Below are 21,695 nucleotides of genomic sequence, written 5' to 3'. Positions count from 1 at the left end.
CGGCAGGATGGTGAGCGTGACGACTCCAGAGGCGACCGGTTACCGCATCGAACGCGACTCGATGGGCGAGGTCGAGGTGCCCGCCGAGGCGCTGTGGCGGGCGCAGACCCAACGTGCGGTGCAGAACTTCCCGATCTCGGGCCGGGGCCTCGAACCGGCCCAGATCAAGGCCCTCGCCCAGATCAAGGGTGCGGCGGCCGAGGTCAACGGCGAGCTGGGCGTCATCGACGCCAACGTGGCCGCCGCCATCGCCGCCGCCGCCGCGCACGTGGTCGACGGTGGCTACGACGATCAGTTCCCCGTGGACGTGTTCCAGACCGGCTCGGGCACCTCGTCGAACATGAACACCAACGAGGTGATCGCCACCCTGGCGAGCCGTGAGCTGGGCTCACCGGTGCACCCGAACGACCACGTCAATGCCTCCCAGTCGAGCAACGACGTCTTCCCGTCCTCGATCCATTTGGCGGCCACCCAGTTCATCGTGGAGGACCTGCTGCCGTCGCTGGCGCACCTGGCAGCCGCGCTGGAGGCCAAGGCGGCGGAGTTCGACACGGTGGTCAAGGCCGGGCGTACGCACCTGATGGATGCCACACCGGTCACCCTCGGCCAGGAGTTCGGTGGGTACGCCGCCCAGGTCCGCTACGGGATCGAACGGCTGGAGGGCGCGGTGCCCCGACTGGCCGAGCTGCCGTTGGGCGGCACCGCCGTGGGCACCGGGATCAACACCCCGCTCGGCTTCGCCGCCGCCGTGATCGACAAGCTGCGCGAGTCGACCGGGTTGCCGCTGAGCGAGGCGCGTAACCACTTCGAGGCGCAGGGCGCGCGGGACGCGCTGGTGGAAACGTCGGGGCAGTTGCGGACCGTGGCGATCGGCCTCTACAAGATCGCCAACGACATCCGCTGGATGGGGTCCGGCCCTCGCGCGGGTCTGCGTGAGCTGCGCATCCCCGACCTTCAGCCCGGCTCGTCGATCATGCCGGGCAAGGTCAATCCGGTGGTCGCCGAGGCGATGCGGCAGGTCTGCGCCCAGGTCATCGGCAACGACGCGACGGTAGGTTTCGCCGGCTCGCAGGGCGACTTCGAGCTGAACGTGATGCTCCCCGTGATGGGCCGCAACCTGCTGGAGTCGATCCGGCTGCTCTCCGCCGTGAGCCGGCTCTTCGCCGACCGCCTGGTGGCCGGCCTGGTCGCGGACGCCGAGGTCTGTCTGGCGTACGCCGAGGGCTCACCGTCGATCGTCACCCCGCTCAACCGCTACCTGGGGTACGACGAGGCCGCGTCGATCGCCAAGGAGGCCCTGGCCAAGCAGTCCTCGATCCGCGAGGTGGTGATCTCCCGGGGGCACGTCGACTCCGGCAAGCTCACCGAGACTCAACTGGACGAGACGTTGGACCTGCTCCGGATGACCCACCCCTGACCTGCCTGCCTGCCTTGCCCTGGTCAGGGTAGGTGCCGTGGTCTCGCCCAGCCGAGGAAGCGGGTGAAGAGCGCGGCCGGGTCCGGGCCGTCGTGCGGGTTGAGTCGGTACAGGTCGGCAGCCGCCTCATGCAGGACCGTGCACAGGTAGATGCTCAACCCGATCCGGTCCTGCGCGTACTCGCGGCGGAGGGTGAGTCGGGCGATCGGGCACGGCCAGGGCGCGGCACAGACCCGGCAGAGCCAGAGCGGGCGCAGCGGCAGGTGCGGCCGGCAGGAGCTTGAGGTGAGCCTGCCCTCGGTGCTCCGGGTCATGGTTGGCCCTCCTTTGGAGCTGAATCGTTCGTGGCATCAACCCCCGCGCCGCTCGGCCGCTCGCCGACCCGCGCTGACCGGGCTGCTTGCGCTGACCGTGCTGGTCGCGTTGGCCGCGTCAAGATCGCGCTCTGTCCTGGATGTAGTGGCCTGGGTGCGTCGGGACACCACTACATCCAGGATCGAGCGTCATCTTGGAGGGTGGTTGGCTTTCGTCGGGGTGGGACCGCCCGGCACGGGGGAGCGGGCGGTCCCGTACGGCACCGGCAGATCCCGGGGGACGGGGAGCGGTGCCGCACTTCACAGTCTGGTGATCAGACGACTACGGTCGGAAGGGTTTGGCCGCCTCGTCATAGTCGCCCTGTTTCGGGTGGTACCACCGCTGGCGGCCGGCTGGAGATGATCGTCGGCGGGGTGGAGGGCGGGCACGGCATGGCCGATGGACAAATGACGGCGGCGGCGTTCCTGGTCGCGGAGCTGCGCCGGGCGCGGGTCCGGCGCGGTTGGAGTCAGGACGAGCTGGCCAAGGCGGTCAACTACTCGGCGTCGATGGTCAGCGCCGTCGAGCTGGGCCAGCAACCGCCCACCGCCAAGTACCTGGAACTCGTCGACCGCGCCTTGGAGACCGGCGGCCTCTTCGGCCGCATGTCCACTGAACTGGTCAGCCTGGACCGGGCGCAGCCCTGGCTACGCGGCTGGCAGGCGATCCTTAGCCAGGCGCGCACACTGCGGTGGTACGAGCCCCGCTACGTGCCCGGGTTGTTCCAGACGGAGGCCTACGCGCGGGCGGTCTTCGAGGCGGGTGGCCTGCTCGCTCCCGAAGAGGTCGACCGGCGACTGATCGCCCGGATGGACCGTCAGGACGTGCTGCACAGCGGACTGTCAGGTCCGTGGCCAGGAGCTGGACCAGCCGAAGGATCTGTTGCGGTTGCAGCGGGTCTGGGAGGCTACGTTGGGTGAAGCCCTGCCCCCGCAGGCGTCGATCGAGTTGATGAACGAGGTGGCCGAGTCGTGGAGCTGACCGTTGCTCGATGGCGCAAGAGCAGCCGCAGCAACCAGGACGCCAACTGCGTCGAGGTGGCGACGAATCTTGGGGACGTCGTCGGGGTGCGAGACAGTAAGGACTCGGACGGGCCCGTGCTCGTTGTCGACGCGTACTCCTGGCGGCTCTTCGTGGCCGCGCCTCCGCGCTGACCCGACCGCCTTGCCCGCGACGGTCGTCGGGATCTTCGGCGCACCCCCACCGGGGGAAAAGGGGTCGACGGGGTCCTCGACGGTCCGGATGATCCGGGCTATGGGTGACGAGGGCGCTGTTGTGCCGGCGGGGACCGAGCGGCTGCTGTTGCGGCGGCTGACGATTGCCGACGTGGACGCGCTTGTCGAGTTGGACAGCGACCCCGAGGTGATGCGCTTCCTGACCGGTGGTGTCGCGACCCCGCCGGCCAGCGTGCGGGACGAGCAGTTGCCGAGGTTGCTGGCGCAGTACGACAGGCATCCCGGGATGGGGCGGTGGGCTGCGCACGATCGGGCGTCCGGCGAGTTCCTGGGCTGGTTCGCGCTCGACCCGTCGGAGGACGGCGCCTCGGCCGAACTGGGCTACCGGCTGCGCCGCGCGACGTGGGGGCGAGGGCTTGCCACCGAGGGGTCACGGGCGCTGGTCCGTTACGCCTTCGACACCGTCGGGGTACGTCGGGTCTGGGCCCAGACGATGACTGTCAACGAACGTTCCCGGCGGGTCATGGTGAAGGCCGGGCTGCACTACGTGCGGACCTTCCACCTGCAGTGGGACGACCCGATCCCGGGCACCGAGCAGGGCGAAGTGGAGTACGAGGTACGGGCCGAGGAGTGGGCGAGCGGCGGTCAGGAGCGGCCGGCGGCCCGGCGGGCGCGGTAGGCGGTCACCGCGGCTCGGTTGCCGCAGCCAGCCTCGCAGAACCGTCGGGACCGGTTGCGGGACAGGTCGATGACCACGTTGTCGCAGTCCGGGTACTCGCAGATCCGTAGCCGGCTCAGCTCGCCGGCACGAACCAGGTCGGCCATCGCCATGGCGGCCTCCACGGCGATCCGGGTCGCCAGCGGCGCGTCGCGGGGCACGGCGTGCAGGTGGTACGGCTCGTCGTCGTGCTCGATGAGCTGGGGGAGCGCCTTGTGTTCCAGCAGCAGGCCGTTGACCATCGCGACGATCTCGGGTGGTTCGGCGTACCAGATGCGGCGCAGTTGGGGCCGCAGCTCCCGGACCGACCGCAGCTCGGCGTCGGTGTGCTCGTGCCGGCCGCTGTAGGAGTAGCGGACGAAGAACGCGTCAAGTGCCGCGATGTCGGGCAGCAACTCACCGTCCCGACCTGCGGTGTTCACAAGCGCCGTGGCGGCGATCAGCGAACATTCGGTGTCATGAGCGAATAGCAACTTGACTCCTGTCATGGCTTCCGCCTAGCGTCATCGGCACAAGGATAGTTTGCTCATGACACAGTGCCCATCCCGAGGAGCGCGACATGCACTCACGACCTGCTGCCGGCGTCGGGTTGGCGCTGCTCTCCGCAGTCACCTTCGCCACCTCCGGAACCTTCGCGCGGTCGCTCATCGAGGGCGGCTGGTCGGCCGAGTCCGCAGTGATCGCCCGCGTCGGCGTGGCCGCCCTGGTGCTGGCGATCCCCGCCCTGCTGTCGCTGCGGGGCCAATGGGACGTGCTGCGGAGCAACGCCACCTCCATCGGGCTGTTCGGGCTCCTCGGGGTAGCGCTGGCCCAGGTGTGCTTCTTCAACGCCGTGCGTTACCTGCCGGTCGGTGTCGCGCTGCTGCTGGAATACCTGGGCATCATCCTCGTCGTGGTCTGGATGTGGCTGCGCCACGGGCAGCAGCCCCGCCGGCTCACCGTCGCCGGTTCGGTGGCCGCGCTCGCCGGGCTGGCGTTCGTACTCGACCTGGCCGGCACCGCCGACTTCGACCCGGTGGGCGTGCTCTGGGGGCTGGGCGCAGCGGTCGGCCTAGCCGGATACTTCGTGCTCGCCGGGCGGGTCGACCCCCGGCTGCCCTCGGTCGCCATGGCCAGCGGCGGAATGGCAGTCGGTGCCGCGGTACTGCTCCTCATCGGGCTGACCGGCCTGCTGCCGCTGCACGCCACCTTCGGTGAGGTCACCTTCGCCGGGCAACCCACCAGCTGGTTGGTGCCCATCGCCGGGCTGTCGCTGGTGGCCGCCGTCATCGCGTACCTCACTGGTGTCGCCGGCATCCGGATCCTCGGCCCGCGCCTGTCGTCGTTCCTCGGGCTGACCGAGGTGCTCTTCGCGGTGCTGATCGCCTGGCTCCTGCTGAACGAGCTGCCGACCGGTTGGCAGTTGTTCGGCGGCGCACTGATCATCGCCGGGGTCGCTCTGGTACGCGTGGACGAGTTGCGAGGGTCGCCGACGACGGCTGCACCAGTGGCGGCATCGCCAGAGCCCGAACTGGCGCTCGACGGGCGCTGAGCCCGCGCGGGCGGTGCGTTCGGCTCGGGCGGGTGGTGCGTTCCGCGCGTGCGGTGCGTTCCGCGCGGTAGGGCGTTCGGCTCGGGCGGGTGGTGCGTTTCGCGCGGGGGCGGTGAGAGAGTGGGCGTCGTGCTGACCACAGTGGTGTTCGACGCTGACGAGACGCTGCTGGACCTGCGTCCGGCGGTCACGGGCGGGCTGGTGACCGTCCTCGACGAGATGCGGCGACGCACGCCGGCGGCGGCCGGGGTGACGCTCGGCGAGCTGGAGTCGGACTGGGGCGCGGTCTTCGGTGAACTGAGCGCCGCCCCGGTGGCGGAGATCCGGCGCGCCGCACTGGCCCGTTCGCTGGCCCGCGCCGCGCTCGTCGACCACCTGGACGAGATCACCGACCTCTTCTTCGCCCAGCGCTTCGCGCTCACCCGACCGTTCCCGGACGTACCGGCGGCGCTGGCCACGCTGCGCGGACGGTACACGCTGGGCTTCGCCACCAACGGCAACAGCCGCGCCGAACGGTGCGGGCTCGCCGGCGAGTTCGCCTTCGAGTTGTACGCGCACGAGAACGGCCTGCCCAAGAAGCCGGCCCCGGAGTTCTACGCCGCGGTTGTCGCGGCAGCCGGCGTGTCAGCCGGGCAGGTCGTGTACGTAGGCGACTCGTGGGAGCACGACGTGGTGGCGCCTCGGCGGGCCGGCCTGCGATCGGTGTGGCTGAACCGGCACGGCCTGCCCCGCCCGGCAGGCTGCACGCCCGACGCCGAAGTCTCCAGCCTGGCCGACCTGCCGGCCGCGCTCGCGGGTCTCGGAGTCGACGCGGTAGGTGTGTGACGCGACGCGACGCGGCCGGGCGTGTGTCGGTGCGGGCGGTTTGAACTGGCTGGATTCACTGCCATAACGGGCGCTCAACTGGCGTAATCCGGATCGGTGTTGTGTGATGGCTGCCACGTCCCTCAACGAGAGGATCCGATGTGGTGAGCAAGCGCTTCACCGCCCGTACGGTCGCGACCGCGGCAGTGCTGGCACTTACGGCTACGGGGTTGGGTGTGCCGGCCAACGCCGAGCCGAGCAACTCCCGCACCTTCACGGTCGTCGCCGAGGATGGCGTCTCCGTCGACACTGCCGTCGCCGCGATTCGGGCGGCTGGCGGCACTGTGGTGTCGCGGTCCGACGAGGTCGGCATGTTCCAGGTCAGCAGCGACCGGGCCGACTTCGCGGCCAGGGCGACCGCCGCGCCGACGCTGATCGGCGCCGCCGAGCAGAAGGCCATCGGCCGCAAGCCGAAGCTGGACCGGGTCGAGCAGGAGCACCTGACGGCCGGTGCCCGTGCCGGTGCTGCCGGTGCGGCCAAGAAGGGTGCCAAGCTCGACCCGCTCGACGACAAGCTGTGGGGTCTGGAGATGATCCGGGCCGACAAGGCCCGCAAGATCGAGCCGGGCGACCGTCGGGTGACCGTCGGCGTACTGGACACCGGCGTCGACGCCAGCAACCCGGACATCGCGCCGAACTTCAACTGGTCGCTGTCGCGCAACTTCGCGCCCGACCTGACCGACGTGGACGGCCCCTGCGAGGTGGCGAGCTGCCTCGACCCGGTCGGCACCGACGACGGCGGGCACGGCACCCACGTGGCCGGCACCATCGGCGCCGCGGCCAACGGCTTCGGCCTTTCCGGCGTCGCCCCGAACGTTTCGCTGGTCGAGCTCAAGGGTGGCCAGGACTCCGGCTACTTCTTCCTCGACCCGGTGGTCAACGCTCTGGTCTACGCCGGCCGGTCCGGCATCGACGTGGTCAACATGTCGTTCTACGTCGACCCGTGGCTCTACAACTGCACCGCGAACCCGGCTGACTCGCCGGAGGACCAGGCCGAGCAGCGGGCCATCATCAAGGCGATGAAGCGGGCGCTGGTCTTCGCGCACAACAAGGGCGTCACCCTCGTTGGTGCGCTCGGTAACAACAACGAGGACCTGGGCGCGCCGCGCACCGACGTGTCGAGCCCTGACTACGGAGCCGACCCGTACCCCCGGCCGATCGACAACGAGAGCTGCTGGGACCTGCCCACCGAGGGCCCGCACGTCATCGGTGTGTCGTCGGTCGGCCCGTCCGGCAAGAAGTCGGACTTCTCCAACTACGGCACCGAGCAGATCTCGGTCGCCGCGCCGGGTGGTTGGTTCCGGGACGGCTTCGGCACCGACACCTTCCGTACCGACGCCAACATGATCCTCTCGTCGTACCCGAAGCACGTGCTCCAGGAGGAGGGGTCTGTCGACGCCGACGGCAACATCGTCGCCGGCTTCGAGGATTCGGTCTTCAAGCAGTGCAAGGCAAACGGTGAGTGCGGTTACTACACGTACCTCCAGGGCACGTCGATGGCGTCCCCGCACGCCGCCGGTGTCGCCGCGCTGATCGTCAGCCGGTACGGCAAGGCGCAGGGTCGGACTGGCTTCGGGATGGCGCCGGACCAGGTCGAGCAGCACCTTTACCGCACGGCCGCCGAGCACGCGTGCCCGGAGCCGCGCCTCCAGCAGTATCGCAACGAGGGCCGGGACGAGACCTACGACGCCTACTGCGCCGGTGGGGTCAACTTCAACGGTTTCTACGGCTACGGGATCGTCGACGCCTACTCGGCGGTGAAGACCCCGCTCAAGCCGAACGCCCGCCCGTAGCGCACGTCGCACTGCGGTGGCCCCACCGCCACCGTGCCCCGGGGCCCGGTCGACACGTCGTCGACCGGGCCTCGGGTCGTCTCTGCCCGCCGTCACGGCCGTCGCCGCCCCGATGACCGGCCATGATCGACTCGGTTTGCAGGAAAGTGCGGTGTTGGTGAGTGAAGGATGGAGCGGTTTCCAGGAACCCGAGTCGATCCTGGTCATGTGGACGGCCCCTGGCGCCAGCCGCGGCTGACCAGCGCGTCGCGTACCTCTCGCAGTACCGCCGGGAACTCACCGTGCAGCCGCCGGCTGGTCACGTGCAGAACCAGCCAACCCGCGCCGACCAGCAGATTGAGCCGGCGGCGATCGCGGTGCAACTGCTCCACGTCGGAGTGCCACTGGCCGTCGTACTCCACCGCCACCCGATATTGCGGCCAGGCCAGATCGGGATGCAGAACGATGCCGGTGGGCAGGCGCACCGGATGTTGAACCGCCGGGCGCGGTAGCCCGCCCAGCACCAACCGCACGCGCAGCTGAGATTCCGGCGGAGACTCGGCTGCACCGTCGGCCAGGTCGAACACCCAACGCGCTCGCCGGCCACCGGGGCGGTCAGCATTGCGGGCAGCCATGGCGGCAAGAGTGTCGCGGTCGGCAAGCCCCTGCCCGAGCAGCGAGTCGACGATAGCTACTGCCCGGATCGGGTCGAGCCAGACAGCCGTCTCCCAGGCGGCCCGCCCCGGATCGGACCGGGGGACGGGGAGGTCCCGCTCCCTGGACGCGGGCGGACTGGACGCCGCCCACCCATCGCCTCGACCGGCCACCAGCAAACCCCCTGCTGGGGCGGGCCGGGCAGCCGGGCGGGACAGTTGCCGTACCGGGCGTGGTGCTGTCCCGCCGGCAGGTGGGCGCCCCGCTCCCGCAGGTCGCGCTGAATCACATCTGCTTGCGGCGCTCGACCGCACCTCGTTCGGCGGTTGGCTCGTGCCGGTTGGTTGGCTCGTGCTGGGTGGTTGGCTCGTGCCGGTTGGTTGGCTTCTGCTGGGCGGTTGGCCTGTGTCCGGCGGTCGGGCTGCGGTTGGCTGATGCCCTGAGGTCGGGGGGCGGCTCACCTGCGGTGGGCGGCCCGATGGCCGCCTCGTGCCGGCCGGGCGTCGTGTGGTTTGCGCGGCTGGGTCGGGGACCTCACTCGCCACGAGCGGGGTGATGCTGTTGACGTGCACGCGGAGGCCGCGCTGTGGGCCGATCCGTAGCGGTCGAGGCACGAGAACGTGCACATCGTCGGTGAAGCTCGCGGCATGTTGGACGCCGTGCAGGTAGGCGGCCGACGGGCCGCCGACCACCACCCCGGGCGGCAGCCGGAGGAGAGCGGCGCGGCAGGCGAGAGCGTGGTCCCGGTCCAGCCGCGAATCGGCGTAGATGTCGTGGCGCAACCGCACCCAGGCGGAGTTGCGCAGCTGATGTTCGGTGAGCAGGCCGTCCCGGACAGCGTCGGAGCCGCGGAAGACCTGCCAGGCCAGGGCATCGGGGCGATGCGGACGTGGGGGCATGCCGAGCAGCTTGCCGACCACCTACCGGCCACCGGAACCCCTGTGGACAACTCGGCCCCTCGCGTGCCGCCGACCCTGTGGACAACCACGAACCCGCCTGTCGATCGTGCTATGGATCGCGGCGCACCAACCGCGAACCGAAGCGCCGGCGACGGCCGGAGTGGCCAGGTCGTGCTCACCCTGAAGAACACCACCGAGGACGCCGACCGATCGGGCATGAGGGCGCTGTCGTCGGTCCGCGCGCTCCACCGACCCGGGGCCGACCCGAAGCTGACCCGGTGCCGGCAGCCGCGTCAGGATGCCGGCGGGGTCGGTGATCTACTCGCGTTCCTGGAAGTCGCGCGGTCGCCGGCCTCGGGACACCGCGACTTCCGTGAACGCGAGTGGATCAAGCCCTGGCCGCAGCCGGAAGGGGCGTACGGGTGTGGCGGCGGTCAGCTGAGGGCTGTGGTGATGGCTCGGGCGGCGGCCAGAACCTGGGGGCCGATCGTCTTGACGTCCAGTGGAGCGAGCGCGACCACGCCGACGCTGGCCTCCAGGCCGGGTACGCCGAGCACCGGCGCGGCCACCCCGTACGCCCCGGCCTGCAACTCTCCGCTGCTGTCCACCGGCTCTGCCACACCGGCCCGGCCGGCGAGGATCGCCCGGCCGGCCGCTCCCCGGTCCAGTGGATGCCGTGCCCCGGCGCGGTATGCGACGTGGAACGACGTCCAGCTCGGTTCGACCACGGCCAGGGCGACGCCCTCTCCCCCTTCGACGACTGTCAGGTGCGCTGTCGCGCCTGCCTGTTCGGCGAGGCGGCGTAGCGCGGGCAGCGCGCCTTCGGCGAGCAGTGGCTGGGCGCGTCGGGCCAGGTGCAGCAGTCCGGCTCCGAGGCGCAGCCGGCCGTCTCCGTCGCGGCGGAGCATGCCGTGCCCGGTCAGGGCACTGACGAGTCGGTAGACGGCGGCCCGGCCGATGCCGAGTCGGTTCGCGGCCTCGGTGACGGTCAGGCCGCCGGGGGCGTCGGCGACCAGGTGCAGCAGCCGCAATCCCCGGTCCAGCGTCTGCGACGTCTCCCCGCCCCGGCCCGTGACAGCGTCGGCTGGCCCGGTGGCCCGGTCGGGGGCCGGGTCGGGGGCCGGGTCGCTGGGGGCGGTGGGGATGGTCGGTGGGTCACCGGAGCCACCGGAGCGTGCGGTCGCATCCACGCCTGGCAGCGTACGACCCGGCACCGGCGGACCCGGACAGGCACGGACAGCTACCCTTGTACGGTGACGCTACGCCTGTATGACACCGCCACCCGATCGGTGCGGGACTTCGTCCCGCGGGAAGCCGGCAAGGTGGGGGTCTACCTGTGTGGTCTCACCCTCCAGGCCCCGCCGCACATCGGCCACCTTCGCTCCGGCGTCAACTACGACGTGCTGCGCCGTTGGCTGTTGGCCGCCGGTTACGAGGTCACGTTCATTCGCAATGTCACCGACATCGACGACAAGATCCTGGTCAAGGCGGGTGAGCAGGGTCGACCGTTCTGGTCGATCGCGTACGCCAACGAGTTGCTGCTCGCCGAGTCGTACCGTGCGTTGAACGTGTTGGCGCCCACCTACGAGCCGCGCGCCACCGGGCACATTCCCGAGATGCATGAGCTGATCACGAAGTTGATCGCCGACGGGCACGCCTATGCGGCGAGTGACGACTCCGGTGACGTCTACTTCGACGTGGCGTCCTGGCCGGCGTACGGGTCGCTGTCGGGTCAGTCTCCGGACGCCATGCAGTCGGCCGGGGACGCCCCGGATCGGGGCAAGCGGGACCCGCGCGACTTCGCGCTGTGGAAGGGCGCCAAACCGGACGAGCCGGCGGACGCGTACTGGCCCTCGCCGTGGGGGCGGGGCCGCCCGGGTTGGCACATCGAGTGCTCGGCGATGTGCTGGCGTTACCTCGGGCCGGAGTTCGACATCCACGGCGGTGGCCTGGACCTGACGTTCCCGCACCACGAGAACGAGATCGCCCAGTCCCAGGCGGCCGGGTTGCCGTTCGCCCGCTACTGGGTGCACCACGGCCTGTTGAGCATCGGCGGGGCCAAGATGGGCAAGTCCGCGGGTAACGCGTTGGGCCTGGCGTACGTGGACTCGCTCGGGGTGCGGCCGGTGGAGCTGCGCTACTACTACGCCGCCGCGCACTACCGTTCGGTGATCGACTACTCGGAGGATTCGCTGCGCGACGCGGCGACCGCGTACCGGCGGATCGAGGGTTTCGTGCAGCGGGCCGCCGAGCGGGTCGGCGCCGGGCAGTTGGGTGAGCTGCCTGCCGGCTTCGTCGCGGCGATGGACGACGACCTCAACACGTCCGCCGCGCTGGCGGTGTTGCAACAGCACATTCGGGACGGCAACACCGCGCTGAGCGTCGGTGACGATGTGACCGTCCGCACCACGCTGGCCGTGGTGCGGGCAATGCTGGATATTCTCGGGATCGACCCCCTCGACCCGGCCTGGACCGGTGGCGGCCGATCGGACGATCTTCGCGCCGTGGTGGATTCCCTGATCGCGCTGGCCCTGGAGCAGCGTGCGCAGGCGCGGGGCCGCAAGGACTGGGCCGCCGCGGATGCGGTGCGGGACCAGCTCAAGCTGGCCGGCGTGGTGGTCGAGGACACCCCCCAGGGCCCCCGTTGGACTATTGGAGAGCAGGACTGATGGCCGGCAACTCGCAGCGCCGTGGCCGGCGACTGACGTCGAAGGCAGGCGCCCCCAAGGGCACCGGCGGCAAGAACAAGGACTCGTTGGCCGGGCGGGGTCGCACCCTGCCCGCGGACGAGCGGCCGTGGCACAAGGGTTACTCGGGCACCGAGAAGCTGCCCCAGCGCACCGCCTGGAAGCAGGACAAGGAGCGCCGCGCGGCGGCCGATGAGGGGCGCGCCCCCAAGATCGGTCAGCCGGGCAGCAAGGACACCACCTGGGGTCGGGGCGGCGGTCGGGGCGTTCCGGCCGGTCGGGGTGCGAACACTGGCGGTCGGGGCGGCAAGCCCACCGGGCGGTCCGGCCCCCGGGTCGCGCCGGGTCGCAAGTCGAACCCGTCGAAGGATTCTCCGGAGTTGCTGGTCGGGCGTAACCCGGTGCTGGAGGCGTTGCGCGCCAACGTGCCGGCAACGGCGCTGTACACGGCCCAGGGCATCGACATGGACGACCGGATCAACGAGATCATCCGGACCGCCGCCGACCGGGGCATCGCCAACCTGGAGATCAGCCGCGCCGAGTTGGACCGGATGACCGGCGGGGTGCTGCACCAGGGTGTCGGTCTGCAGGTGCCGCCCTTCGCGTACCAGCCGTTCGAGGACCTGGTCGCCGCCGCCCTGGAGCAGCAGGCTCCGCTGCTCGTCGCACTGGACGGTGTCACCGACCCGCGCAACCTGGGCGCCGTGATCCGGTCGGCTGCCGCGTTCGGCGCGCAGGGTGTCTTCGTACCCGAGCGTCGTGCCGCCGGGATCACCGCGACCGCCTGGCGGACAAGCGCCGGCGCGGCCGCGCGGGTGCCGGTGGCGCAGGTGACCAACCTGACCCGGTCGCTGAAGGCGTGCCGGGACGCCGGCTTCATGGTCGTCGGCCTGGATGCCGACGGCGACACGGACCTCTACAACCTGGAGGCCGCTGTCGGTCCGCTGGTGGTGGTGGTCGGTTCCGAGGGGCGCGGTCTGTCCCGCCTGGTCGGGGAGACCTGCGACCTGACCGTCAGCATTCCGATGATCTCCGAGGTCGAGTCGCTCAACGCCAGCGTGGCAGCGGCGGTCGCCCTGGCCGAGGTCGCCCGTCGGCGTTCCGTCGAGCTGTAGCGCACGTCCCGAAGGCCCCCTCCCGCCACTTGCGGGAGGGGGCCTTCGTGGTCAGATCTGACGGGTCCACGCCCGCCGTGACGGTAAGAGGACGGCCAGCCGTGCCGAGTCACCCCGCGGAGCCGTGTCAGCACTGGCACCACGGGATGAAGAGCCGCTTCGGGTACGACGACAGGGGCGGCCCGCCGAAGCGGACCGCCCCTGTCGGTACGGCGTTACGTCAGATCCGGCCACCGGTGGCGGCGTGGAAGACGTGGCTGCGACCGGCGACCGGCTTGACGAACACGGTGTCACCCATGTTCGGCATGTTGCGCCGGTCGGTGCGGACGACGAAGCGCTCCGAGTTGCCACCCAGCGCGGCGTGGCCGTAGACGTTGGCGTCCGAGCCGAGGTCCTCGACCAGCTCGACCACGACCGGCATGCCGCCCTCGGTCGGGCTGACCAGCTCGCAGTCCTCCGGGCGGAAGCCCACGGTGACCTTGCCGTCGCCACCCTCGGCGCGGGCCGCCTCGACCTGCTCGCGGGTCAGCGGGATCTGCAGCTCGGCGAACTCGGCACCCCGCTCGTTGAGCGGAACGGTCTTGATGTTCATGGCGGGCGAGCCCATGAAGCCGGCGACGAACACGTTGGCCGGGGTGTCGTAGAGCGCCCGGGGGGTGTCCACCTGCTGGAGGACACCGTCGAGCAGCACCGCGACCCGGTGACCCATGGTCATGGCCTCGACCTGGTCGTGCGTGACGTAGACAGTGGTGACGCCCAGCTTGGCCTGGAGCGACGCGATCTGGGTACGGGTCTGCACGCGGAGCTTGGCGTCGAGGTTCGACAGCGGCTCGTCCATGAGGAAGACCTGCGGCTCGCGGACGATCGCCCGGCCCATCGCGACACGCTGCCGCTGACCACCGGAGAGCGCCTTCGGCTTACGGCCCAGGTATTCCTCCAACTGGAGCAGCGCAGCCGCCTCCTTGACCCGCCGGTCGATCTCCGACTTGGAGGTCTTGCGGAGCTTCAGGGCGAACGCCATGTTCTCGTACACCGTCATGTGCGGGTAGAGGGCGTAGTTCTGGAAGACCATCGCGATATCGCGGGCCTTCGGGGGGAGGTGAGTGACGTCACGCTGGTCGATGTAGATCGAACCGGCGTCCACGTCCTCCAGGCCGGCGAGCATCCGCAGGCTGGTGGACTTACCGCAACCGGAGGGGCCGACCAGGACGAGGAATTCCCCGTCGCCGATTTCGAGGTCCAGCTCGTTGACGGCGGGACGCTCTTGGCCCGGGTAGACCCGGGACGCCTTGGAGTAGGTGACAGTAGCCATGGTGAAGCGCTTCCTTTCACCGGCAGGAACGTGCCGGACGATCCGAGTGAAGGAGCAGACCGGCACGTGTCCGTGCCGGTGAGCAGACGGCGGGCCGGTCGCGAGGGCGCCCGGTTGTCGTCCGTGTCAGTGAACCGTAAACGCGTTTACCCGTGCTGCCAAGGCGGGGGTGCGCCGAGCCCACCAGGCGGGCTACGCATTCCGGTCACTCGGGCACGGGCGGACATCAATCGACGCAGCTTCAAGCGTGAGTGCGTCGGGTTGTTGACGATTCCCGTGGTCGGGAGGCCTGGGCATCGGGATTACCGGACGTCAGTCGCTATGCTGACCTCGACGCACGCGCCCCTGTAGCTCAGCTGGCCAGAGCACTCGCCTTGTAAGCGAGATGTCGCCGGTTCGATCCCGGCCGGGGGCTCCAATTACATCAGACCTTTTCGGGCGGCACTGCCGCGAGTCGATCAGTCGACAGTAGCCGCACGGTTACTGGCAACGACGATATGCGCCCGTCCGTCCCGGACGGTGCCCACCGGGTGTGGCGGCTCCGCCGAGGCCATCGGATGACCTGTCGGTCGCGGCCGGATCAGGGCCGTCGATCCGCTGTCCGACCGTGGGGGGCACCGCGCGTCGATCATTTTCGCTATCGTGCCTCCGTCCCGCCTCCAGGCGGCGGTCCACGGGGGAACCACAATGAAACAGCGCACCACCCTGCTCGTGCTGGGTCTGACCGGCGGTCTGCTCATTGCTGCCGGGTGCACTCCCAAGACGGAGCCGACGAGCGCCGAGAAACCGGTTCAGGTCACCACTGCCGTGCCGTCGCCGACGCCCGACGCCCGCAGCGAGCTGGTCGCGGAATTACAGCGGTCGCAGGGGGTCGCCCACCGGTACGCGGTGCGTGGCGGCCTGCCCGAGGGGCAGAAGGTCACCGGCACGGGCGCCTTCGACCCGAAGAAGCGCCGATTCCAGTCCACCGTCGCGGTCACCGGCGGGAAGTACCCGTCGGCGGGAAGCCGGATCGTGATCGGCACCGACAGTTACGTACGGCCTTCCGACGACAAGGACTGGGTGCACGTCGATCTGAAGCGGGTGAAGCGCGACGACATCTTCCTGCGCTTCGACTGGGTCGACCCGACCGGTCTGAAGGCGTTCACGTCGTCGATCATCTCGGTGGATCGCGTCGATCCGCACACCTACGCCGGCCGATTCGACCCCAACGGCAACAGCACCACGTCGTTCCTTCCCGTGGGCGCACCGAGCATCGTCTCGATCGGCACACGCCTGGCACCGTTCAGGATCACCACCGACGACGCGGGTTGGGTCACCTCGATCACTGTGGAGTTGAGCCCCAACGACGGCCCGAAACTGACGATGACGACCACCATGAAGGATCACGGCAAGCCCTTGAAGATCAACGCACCGAAGGGTGCCGGTGAGGCCGCCGACTTCTATTACCGCAAGTGACGGCCCGGCCGTGGCTGGCAGGTGTCGGTTCTGGCGCGCGGGTGCCGCTGACCAGGCGAGAGAACTCCTGGCGGTAGCCTGGGCTCCGGCGGCGAGCGGAGTGAGGCCGGGGGGTCGATGAGTCGCGCGGTGGAGGAGTCGAACCGGGCGATGCTGCGCGCCCGGGACGCGATGGACCGGGCGTACGCGGAGCCTCTGGACATTCCGGCGCTGGCCCGGATCGCGCACGTCTCGGAGGCGCACTTCATCCGCACCTTCCGGGCCACCTTCGGTGAGACCCCGCACCGTTACCTGCAACGTCGTCGGGTGGAGCGGGCGATGGCCTTCCTGGTGGAGACCGATCGGGACGTCACGGACATCTGTTACGCCGTCGGCTTCGGAAGCCTGGGTACGTTCAGCCGGACGTTCCGGCAGATCGTCGGAGAGTCGCCCTCGGAGTTCCGGCGGCGACGTGTCGCGGCGGCGAACGTGCCGTCATGCTTCGCCAAAGCCTGGACCCGTCCCAGCAGTTTTGGATAAGCAGCAGGTCACGGCCTACGTCTAGCGTCATGGGCATGACGATGAACGCGATCAGCCGCTCCCAGATATACGTCCTCGACCAGGACGCCGCGCTTGACTTCTACGTCAACAAGCTCGGCATGGAGGTCAACACCGACCAGGACCTCGGCTTCATGCGGTGGCTCACTGTCAACCTGCCCGGCGACCCGCAGCGGGAGATCCTGTTGGAGAAGCCGGGCCCGCCCGCGCTGGACCCGGCCACCGCGGAGCAGGTCCGGGAGTTGCTCACCAAGGGCGCCCTCGGTGGGTACCTCTTCATGACGACCGACGACGCCCGCAAGACCCACGAGGATCTGGTGGCGAAGGGTGTCGAGATCACCGACGAGCCGACCGAGCGCCCGTACGGGATCGACTTCGGCATCCGGGACCCGTTCGGCAACCGGATCCGCATCGGCCAGATGTTCTCCCAGGCGTAGGGGTCGGTGCTGAGCCACACCGCGGCGAGCGCCTGAGCCGACAGCCGCAGACCGGGAGGTACGGGGGCACCCCCGTACCTCCCGGTGTGATGGGGTGGGGTCATGGTGCCCCGGTTGCTGTACCTGACCCGACACGCCGAGCAGGATCTGTCCGAGCTGGAGGGGACCGAGGCCGGGGAACCGGATACCGGCCTGTCGGAGCGGGGCCGGCGGCAGGCCACCCTGCTGGGCGAACGACTGCGGGGCCGCCGGTTCGCCGCCGTCCATCACGGGCCGCTGCTCCGGGCCGCGGAGACCGCCGCGCTGATCGCCACGTCGCTGCCCGAGGTTCCGGTGTACGAGACGGAGCTGGCCGGCGACCACCTCCCACACGACACGGACCCGGCCGGCCTGCCGTCCGCGTACGCCGAATTTCTGACCCAGTTCTCGGCGGCCGAGCGGGTCGACGGGCCGCGGGTGACGGCGGACGCGGTGCGGCGGTTCGCCGGCCCGGTCGCCGAAGGGCCCGGCGGTGGCGAGCCGGTCCGCGAGCTGGTCGTGACGCACAGCTTCCTGATCGCCTGGCTGGTGCGGCATGCCCTGGATGCGCCGGAGTGGCGGTGGCTGGGCTTGAACTCGCACAACGCGGGGCTGACGGTCATCCGGTACGGCGCGACCGGCCCGCCGAACCTGGTCGCCGTCAACGATGTGGCCCACCTGCCGCCGGAGTTGCGGGGCACCGGCCTGCCCCCGGACTACCTGACGTAGGTCGCTGTGGTCCGCAGGAGCAGCTTGACCACCGCCTGGGTGGCGGGCGGTGGCGGCCCGTCGGTCGGGCAGTCGACGTACCAGGTGTCGTTGTCGGCCACTGTGAGGCGGTAGTTCATCACGTCCGCGCAGTTGGTAGCCGTGCTGGGCCGCCGCGCCTCGCCGGCGAGCCGGGGGTCGGCGGTCAGGCCCGCGAGGGTGGCCTGATCGGCAGGTGTGAGCCGGCCGTTGCGCCGACTGCCGGCCCGGTCCGTCACCGTCCACCGACCGTCCGGCTCGACGGCGATGGAGTCACCGCGCCCGGCGAAGCCACCGGAGATCCGCACCGTCACCCGGGGGGCCGCGCCGCCGGCTTCGGGGCTTGCCGTGGGGGCGGCGGTCGGCGGCGGAGCGCCGGTGGTCGGAGCGGACAGGGTCGTGCCGGGGCTGCTCGGCTGCTGGTCAGGGGTGCTGTCGGCCCGGTCGGCGCTGGTGCAGCCGGCCAGGAGGGCGACAAGTAGCGCGATCGTGACGCCGGTGATCGGGGCGGGTCTCATGGTCGTCGGACGCGCGGCTCAGGGTGTTGGTTCCCCCGTCAAGTCCCATCATCCGAACGGCCATTGCCGATGTCTGGAAGCAGTCGAGGGCTTTTCTCTTCGCGCATGTATCGCTATATCTACATGTGTGACTACCCCCGTCACACTCTTCTCCTTCCAGGAGGGCACGTGAAAAGACCCCTTGCCGCAGTCAGTGCAGCGCTGCTCACCAGCGGCCTGCTGACCTGCGTCGTCACCACGGCGCACGCGGCTCCGCCCAACTCGCCGGACGCCTCCGCCGTGGCCCGAGCGGCAACCGTCCTACAAACGAACCCCGGCGCGGTCCAGGGTTCGAGCGCCGAGTCCTACCAGGTGCACAGCACCAAGGTGGACCCGAGCGGCGCCGCGCACACCCGCTACACCCGGACCTACCAGGGCCTGCGGGTGTACGGCGGTGACTTCGTCATCCACACCGCGCCGAACGGCACGTACGCCGGCAGTTCGGTCGGACTGGCCGCACCGCTGACCCTCGCCACCTCGGCCAGGACCACCGCGGCAGCCGCGAAGAAGGCCGCCAGCTCCCGGTTCGCCGGTAAGGCCGAGGCGGTGGGCACGCCGGAACTGTTCGTGGACGCCAGTTCCGGACAGGGTCGGCTGGCCTGGGAGACAGTGGTCAGCGGATGGCAGCCCGACGGGCAGACCCCGTCCCGGCTGCACGTGATCACCGATGCCACCACCGGCGCGGCGGTCGGCGCGTTCGACGAGATCGAGTCGGTGACCGGCACGGGCAACAGCCTCTACTCGGGCTCGGTGAGCGTCGACACGACGCTCTCCGGCAGCACCTACCAGATGGTCGACCCCTCGCACGGCAACGGGTCGACCTGCGACATGAACAACGGCACGTCGAGCTGCACCACCTTCACCGACGCGGACAACACCTGGGGCACCGGGGCCACCTCCAGCCGGCAGTCCGCGGGCGTGGACGCCCACTTCGGTGCCGCCAAGACGTTCGACTACTACAAGAACACGCACGCCCGCAACGGCATCTTCGGCAACGGCACCGGCGTGCCGAGCCGCGTGCACTACGGCAACAACTACGTGAACGCCTTCTGGGACGGCTCCCGGATGACGTACGGCGACGGCTCGAGCAACTCCCGCCCGCTGGTCGCGCTCGACGTGGCCGCGCACGAGATGAGCCACGGCGTGACCGAGAACGTCGTTCCCGGTGGTCTGACCTACTCCGGGGAGTCCGGTGGTCTGAACGAGGCCACGAGCGACATCTTCGGCAACATGGTCGAGTTCTACGCCAACACCTCCGTCGACCCGGGCGACTACCAGGTCGGCGAGAAGATCAACATCAACGGCAACGGGACGCCGCTGCGCTACATGTACAACCCGTCGCTTGACGGCTCCTCGGACAGCTGCTGGTCCACCAGCACGAAGAACAAGGACGTGCACTACTCGTCCGGCGTCGCCAACCACTTCTACTTCAACCTCGCCGAGGGCACCGGTTCCACCGCGTACGGCACCTCACCCGTCTGCGGATCCGCCCCCGCCGTGACCGGCATCGGCCGAGCCAAGGCCGAGAAGATCTGGTTCCGGGCGCTCGACGTCTACTTCACCTCCAACACGGCGTACGTCAGCTCCAGCAACCCGGCGAACACCGCCCGCGCCTACAGCCTGCGGGCGGCCACCGACCTGTACGGCAGCTGCTCCACCGAGTACAAGGCCGTGCAGTCCGCGTGGACCGCGGTGAACGTGGCCGGCAACGACGCACCCTGCTCGACCGGCAACGACTTCTCCGTGACGCTGTCGCCGACCGCAGGCTCGGTCAACCCGGGCAGCTCGGCCTCCACCACCGTGTCGACCGCCACCACCAGTGGCTCGGCGCAGACGGTGACGTTCTCCGCGTCCGGCCTGCCGAGTGGGGCGAGCGCCGCGTTCAGCCCCGCCTCGGTGACCTCGGGCGGCTCGTCCACCCTCACCATCAGCACCTCGGCGAGCACGCCGCCGGGCACCTACTCGGTCACCGTGAACGGCGCGGGCGCTGTCACCCGCAGCGCCACCTACACGCTCACCGTGAACGGCACCGGTGGCGGCTGCACCGCCCCGGGGCAGAAGCTGGCCAACCCGGGCTTCGAGTCCGGCGCGACCGGCTGGTCGGCCTCCTCCGGCGTGATCACCAACGACAGCGGCCAGGCTGCTCGCACCGGGTCGTACAAGGCCTGGCTGAACGGGTACGGCACCACCCGCACCGACACCCTCGCCCAGTCGGTGAGCCTGCCGGCCGGTTGCTCGTCGTACACGGTCAGCTTCTGGCTGCACATCGACTCGGCCGAGACCACCACCAGCGTCGCGTACGACACGCTGCGCGTGCAGGTGCTGAACTCGGGCGGAACGGTACTGGCCACGCTGGCGACCTACTCGAACCTGAACAAGGCCACCGGCTACAGCCAGAAGTCCTTCTCGCTGGCGTCGTACGCCGGTCAGACTGTCAGCCTGAAGTTCACTGGCGTGGAGGACTCCTCGCTCCAGACGTCCTTCGTGGTCGACGACACCGCGGTCACCGTCTCCTGACCTGACGGCCCACGTGCGGGCCCGGCGACCACCCCTCACGGTGGTCGTCGGGCTCGCGTCGTTATGGTCGCGGCAGCGGGGCGACGACGGCAGATCGGCGCCGCCGGGCAGGTGACGCGGGAAGGAGCCGACGTGTCGGACGCGGAGTTGACCGTCGAGGTGACCGGGCCGGTCGCCACAGTGGTGATGCACAACCCGGCCCGGCGCAACGCGATGACCGCGGCCATGTGGCGTCGCCTGCCCGAACTGCTCGACCGGTTGGAGCCCGACCCGGCCGTACGATCGCTGGTGCTCACCGGCGCGGGCGACGCCTTCTGCGCGGGTGCCGACCTCGGTGACCTGGCCGAGCTGCTGGACGCTGGTGACACCAGCATCGCGGTGGCCGCCGAGGATCGACTGGCCCGGTTCGCCAAGCCGACGATCGCGGCCATCCGGGGCGCCTGCGTCGGCGGTGGGGCACAGCTCGCTGTCGCCTGCGACCTGCGGATCGCCGCGGACGACGCCCGTTTCGGCGTACCGCCGGCCCGGCTCGGGCTCGTCTATCCGGCGCCGACGACACGCCGGCTGGCCCGGCTGGTCGGCCCGTCCGCCGCCAAGCATCTCCTGTTCACCGCCGAACTGATCGACGCCGAGCGCGCCCTGCGGATCGGCCTGGTCGAAGAGGTGCTACCTGCCGACCGGCTCGCCGCACGGGTGGACGAGCTGACCGCGACGATCGCCCAACGGTCGCCGCTCAGCATCACCGCCGCCAAGGAGATCATCGACGAGCGGGCCGAGCCCGCCCGGATCGCCTGGTGGCACCGGAAGGTGGTGACCACCGGGGAGGCACGGGAGGGGGTCGCCGCGATCGCCGAACGCCGACAGCCCCGCTTCGCCTGGCGGCCCCCGACCGGCGACTGACCCGGCCGACCCGCTCCCACCCATCG

The 21,695-nt window shown here is 70.3% G+C and carries 20 protein-coding genes, 1 tRNA gene and 1 pseudogene; 16 read left to right on the top strand and 6 right to left on the bottom strand.

Features of this window, described 5'->3' with window-relative positions:
- The first annotated feature begins 7 nt into the window (after positions 1–7).
- Positions 8–1,417 carry a class II fumarate hydratase gene (locus tag ABZ406_RS03550; protein WP_357755759.1) on the top strand — a complete coding sequence of 470 codons (1,410 nt, stop codon included), beginning with the start codon at positions 8–10 and terminating at the stop codon, positions 1,415–1,417.
- Between the two features lie 23 nt (positions 1,418–1,440).
- Here ABZ406_RS03550 and ABZ406_RS03545 read toward each other — a convergent pair whose 3' ends face one another.
- Positions 1,441–1,731: a hypothetical protein gene (locus ABZ406_RS03545; RefSeq protein ID WP_357755758.1), complete on the bottom strand. Its 291-nt coding sequence runs from the start codon at positions 1,729–1,731 to the stop codon at positions 1,441–1,443.
- Positions 1,732–2,163: 432 nt separating this feature from the next.
- On the opposite strand from ABZ406_RS03545, the pseudogene ABZ406_RS03540 reads away from it, so the two are divergent.
- The 3 genes and pseudogenes from ABZ406_RS03540 (at position 2,164) to ABZ406_RS03530 (ending at position 3,625) form a co-directional block, all read left to right on the top strand.
- Positions 2,164–2,752: pseudogene (locus ABZ406_RS03540) on the top strand (Scr1 family TA system antitoxin-like transcriptional regulator).
- On the top strand, positions 2,743–2,925 hold the full coding sequence (locus tag ABZ406_RS03535) for a DUF397 domain-containing protein (protein WP_357755757.1): 183 nt from the start codon (positions 2,743–2,745) through the stop codon (positions 2,923–2,925). Before ABZ406_RS03540 ends, ABZ406_RS03535 begins: the two are co-directional and overlap by 10 nt.
- Before the next feature lie 100 nt (positions 2,926–3,025).
- Complete coding sequence (locus tag ABZ406_RS03530) at positions 3,026–3,625, top strand: GNAT family N-acetyltransferase (RefSeq protein WP_357755756.1); 600 nt, start codon at positions 3,026–3,028, stop codon at positions 3,623–3,625.
- On the opposite strand, the gene ABZ406_RS03525 is transcribed toward ABZ406_RS03530, so the two are convergent.
- Complete coding sequence (locus ABZ406_RS03525) at positions 3,592–4,137, bottom strand: CGNR zinc finger domain-containing protein (RefSeq protein WP_357755755.1); 546 nt, start codon at positions 4,135–4,137, stop codon at positions 3,592–3,594. The two genes, ABZ406_RS03530 and ABZ406_RS03525, sit on opposite strands and share 34 nt — an antisense overlap.
- An 86-nt stretch (positions 4,138–4,223) precedes the next feature.
- On the opposite strand from ABZ406_RS03525, the gene ABZ406_RS03520 reads away from it, so the two are divergent.
- The 3 genes from ABZ406_RS03520 (at position 4,224) to ABZ406_RS03510 (ending at position 7,852) form a co-directional block, all read left to right on the top strand.
- Entirely contained in the window at positions 4,224–5,195 is a 972-nt protein-coding gene (locus tag ABZ406_RS03520) for a DMT family transporter (protein ID WP_357755754.1), read from the top strand.
- A gap of 129 nt (positions 5,196–5,324) precedes the next feature.
- Positions 5,325–6,020 (top strand): HAD family hydrolase, encoded by a 696-nt coding sequence (locus ABZ406_RS03515; protein WP_357755917.1) that lies wholly within the window; start codon positions 5,325–5,327, stop codon positions 6,018–6,020.
- Between the two features lie 143 nt (positions 6,021–6,163).
- Positions 6,164–7,852, top strand: a complete 1,689-nt coding sequence (locus tag ABZ406_RS03510; RefSeq protein ID WP_357755753.1) for a S8 family serine peptidase — start codon at positions 6,164–6,166, stop codon at positions 7,850–7,852.
- A gap of 203 nt (positions 7,853–8,055) precedes the next feature.
- On the opposite strand, the gene ABZ406_RS03505 is transcribed toward ABZ406_RS03510, so the two are convergent.
- The gene (locus ABZ406_RS03505) at positions 8,056–8,658 is read right to left on the bottom strand and encodes a hypothetical protein (RefSeq protein ID WP_357755752.1); all 603 of its coding nucleotides are present in this window, start codon (positions 8,656–8,658) and stop codon (positions 8,056–8,058) included.
- A gap of 1,160 nt (positions 8,659–9,818) precedes the next feature.
- The gene (locus ABZ406_RS03500; RefSeq protein ID WP_357755916.1) at positions 9,819–10,427 is read right to left on the bottom strand and encodes a helix-turn-helix domain-containing protein; all 609 of its coding nucleotides are present in this window, start codon (positions 10,425–10,427) and stop codon (positions 9,819–9,821) included.
- A 210-nt stretch (positions 10,428–10,637) separates the two neighbouring features.
- Between ABZ406_RS03500 and cysS the strand changes: the two genes are divergently transcribed.
- Complete coding sequence (gene cysS, locus ABZ406_RS03495) at positions 10,638–12,053, top strand: cysteine--tRNA ligase (RefSeq protein WP_357755751.1); 1,416 nt, start codon at positions 10,638–10,640, stop codon at positions 12,051–12,053.
- Positions 12,053–13,186, top strand: a complete 1,134-nt coding sequence (gene rlmB, locus ABZ406_RS03490) for a 23S rRNA (guanosine(2251)-2'-O)-methyltransferase RlmB (RefSeq protein ID WP_357755750.1) — start codon at positions 12,053–12,055, stop codon at positions 13,184–13,186. The genes cysS and rlmB overlap by 1 nt, the downstream gene beginning before the upstream one ends.
- Before the next feature lie 220 nt (positions 13,187–13,406).
- On the opposite strand, the gene ugpC is transcribed toward rlmB, so the two are convergent.
- The gene (gene ugpC, locus ABZ406_RS03485) at positions 13,407–14,498 is read right to left on the bottom strand and encodes a sn-glycerol-3-phosphate ABC transporter ATP-binding protein UgpC (protein WP_357755749.1); all 1,092 of its coding nucleotides are present in this window, start codon (positions 14,496–14,498) and stop codon (positions 13,407–13,409) included.
- A gap of 341 nt (positions 14,499–14,839) precedes the next feature.
- Here ugpC and ABZ406_RS03480 point away from each other — a divergent pair.
- The 5 genes from ABZ406_RS03480 (at position 14,840) to ABZ406_RS03460 (ending at position 17,677) form a co-directional block, all read left to right on the top strand.
- Positions 14,840–14,916 (top strand) — tRNA-Thr (locus ABZ406_RS03480).
- A 269-nt stretch (positions 14,917–15,185) separates the two neighbouring features.
- Positions 15,186–15,956: a hypothetical protein gene (locus ABZ406_RS03475; RefSeq protein WP_357755748.1), complete on the top strand. Its 771-nt coding sequence runs from the start codon at positions 15,186–15,188 to the stop codon at positions 15,954–15,956.
- Between the two features lie 117 nt (positions 15,957–16,073).
- Positions 16,074–16,475 (top strand): AraC family transcriptional regulator, encoded by a 402-nt coding sequence (locus tag ABZ406_RS03470; RefSeq protein ID WP_357755747.1) that lies wholly within the window; start codon positions 16,074–16,076, stop codon positions 16,473–16,475.
- A 35-nt stretch (positions 16,476–16,510) separates the two neighbouring features.
- Positions 16,511–16,930, top strand: coding sequence for a VOC family protein (locus ABZ406_RS03465; protein WP_357755746.1), 420 nt, complete (start codon positions 16,511–16,513; stop codon positions 16,928–16,930).
- A 102-nt stretch (positions 16,931–17,032) separates the two neighbouring features.
- A complete protein-coding gene (locus tag ABZ406_RS03460; RefSeq protein ID WP_357755745.1) occupies positions 17,033–17,677 on the top strand; it encodes a histidine phosphatase family protein in 645 nt (214 codons plus the stop codon).
- Here ABZ406_RS03460 and ABZ406_RS03455 read toward each other — a convergent pair.
- Positions 17,665–18,213, bottom strand: a complete 549-nt coding sequence (locus tag ABZ406_RS03455) for a hypothetical protein (protein ID WP_357755744.1) — start codon at positions 18,211–18,213, stop codon at positions 17,665–17,667. The two genes, ABZ406_RS03460 and ABZ406_RS03455, sit on opposite strands and share 13 nt — an antisense overlap.
- Positions 18,214–18,381: 168 nt before the next feature.
- On the opposite strand from ABZ406_RS03455, the gene ABZ406_RS03450 reads away from it, so the two are divergent.
- Positions 18,382–20,769: a M4 family metallopeptidase gene (locus tag ABZ406_RS03450; RefSeq protein ID WP_357755743.1), complete on the top strand. Its 2,388-nt coding sequence runs from the start codon at positions 18,382–18,384 to the stop codon at positions 20,767–20,769.
- Positions 20,770–20,901: 132 nt separating this feature from the next.
- Positions 20,902–21,669, top strand: coding sequence for an enoyl-CoA hydratase/isomerase family protein (locus ABZ406_RS03445; RefSeq protein WP_357755742.1), 768 nt, complete (start codon positions 20,902–20,904; stop codon positions 21,667–21,669).
- Positions 21,670–21,695: the final 26 nt, after the last annotated feature.

Origin of the sequence: Micromonospora sp. NPDC005710 (genome assembly GCF_040630995.1) — a bacterium.
Taxonomy (GTDB): Bacteria; Actinomycetota; Actinomycetes; order Mycobacteriales; family Micromonosporaceae; genus Micromonospora.
The sequence above is the reverse complement of the archived record's forward strand: the minus strand, read 5'-3'. Positions and strand labels throughout refer to the sequence as shown.

Excerpts from the sequence above, each read along its gene's own strand:
- rlmB (WP_357755750.1), top strand. The coding sequence starts at position 12,053 with ATGGCCGGCAACTCGCAGCGCCGTGGCCGGCGACTGACGTCGAAGGCA.
- ugpC (WP_357755749.1), bottom strand. The coding sequence starts at position 14,498 with ATGGCTACTGTCACCTACTCCAAGGCGTCCCGGGTCTACCCGGGCCAA.
- ABZ406_RS03470 (WP_357755747.1), top strand. The coding sequence starts at position 16,074 with ATGAGTCGCGCGGTGGAGGAGTCGAACCGGGCGATGCTGCGCGCCCGG.
- ABZ406_RS03550 (WP_357755759.1), top strand. The coding sequence starts at position 8 with ATGGTGAGCGTGACGACTCCAGAGGCGACCGGTTACCGCATCGAACGC.
- ABZ406_RS03545 (WP_357755758.1), bottom strand. The coding sequence starts at position 1,731 with ATGACCCGGAGCACCGAGGGCAGGCTCACCTCAAGCTCCTGCCGGCCG.
- ABZ406_RS03475 (WP_357755748.1), top strand. The coding sequence starts at position 15,186 with ATGAAACAGCGCACCACCCTGCTCGTGCTGGGTCTGACCGGCGGTCTG.
- ABZ406_RS03530 (WP_357755756.1), top strand. The coding sequence starts at position 3,026 with ATGGGTGACGAGGGCGCTGTTGTGCCGGCGGGGACCGAGCGGCTGCTG.
- ABZ406_RS03465 (WP_357755746.1), top strand. The coding sequence starts at position 16,511 with ATGACGATGAACGCGATCAGCCGCTCCCAGATATACGTCCTCGACCAG.
- ABZ406_RS03455 (WP_357755744.1), bottom strand. The coding sequence starts at position 18,213 with ATGAGACCCGCCCCGATCACCGGCGTCACGATCGCGCTACTTGTCGCC.
- ABZ406_RS03460 (WP_357755745.1), top strand. The coding sequence starts at position 17,033 with ATGGTGCCCCGGTTGCTGTACCTGACCCGACACGCCGAGCAGGATCTG.
- ABZ406_RS03520 (WP_357755754.1), top strand. The coding sequence starts at position 4,224 with ATGCACTCACGACCTGCTGCCGGCGTCGGGTTGGCGCTGCTCTCCGCA.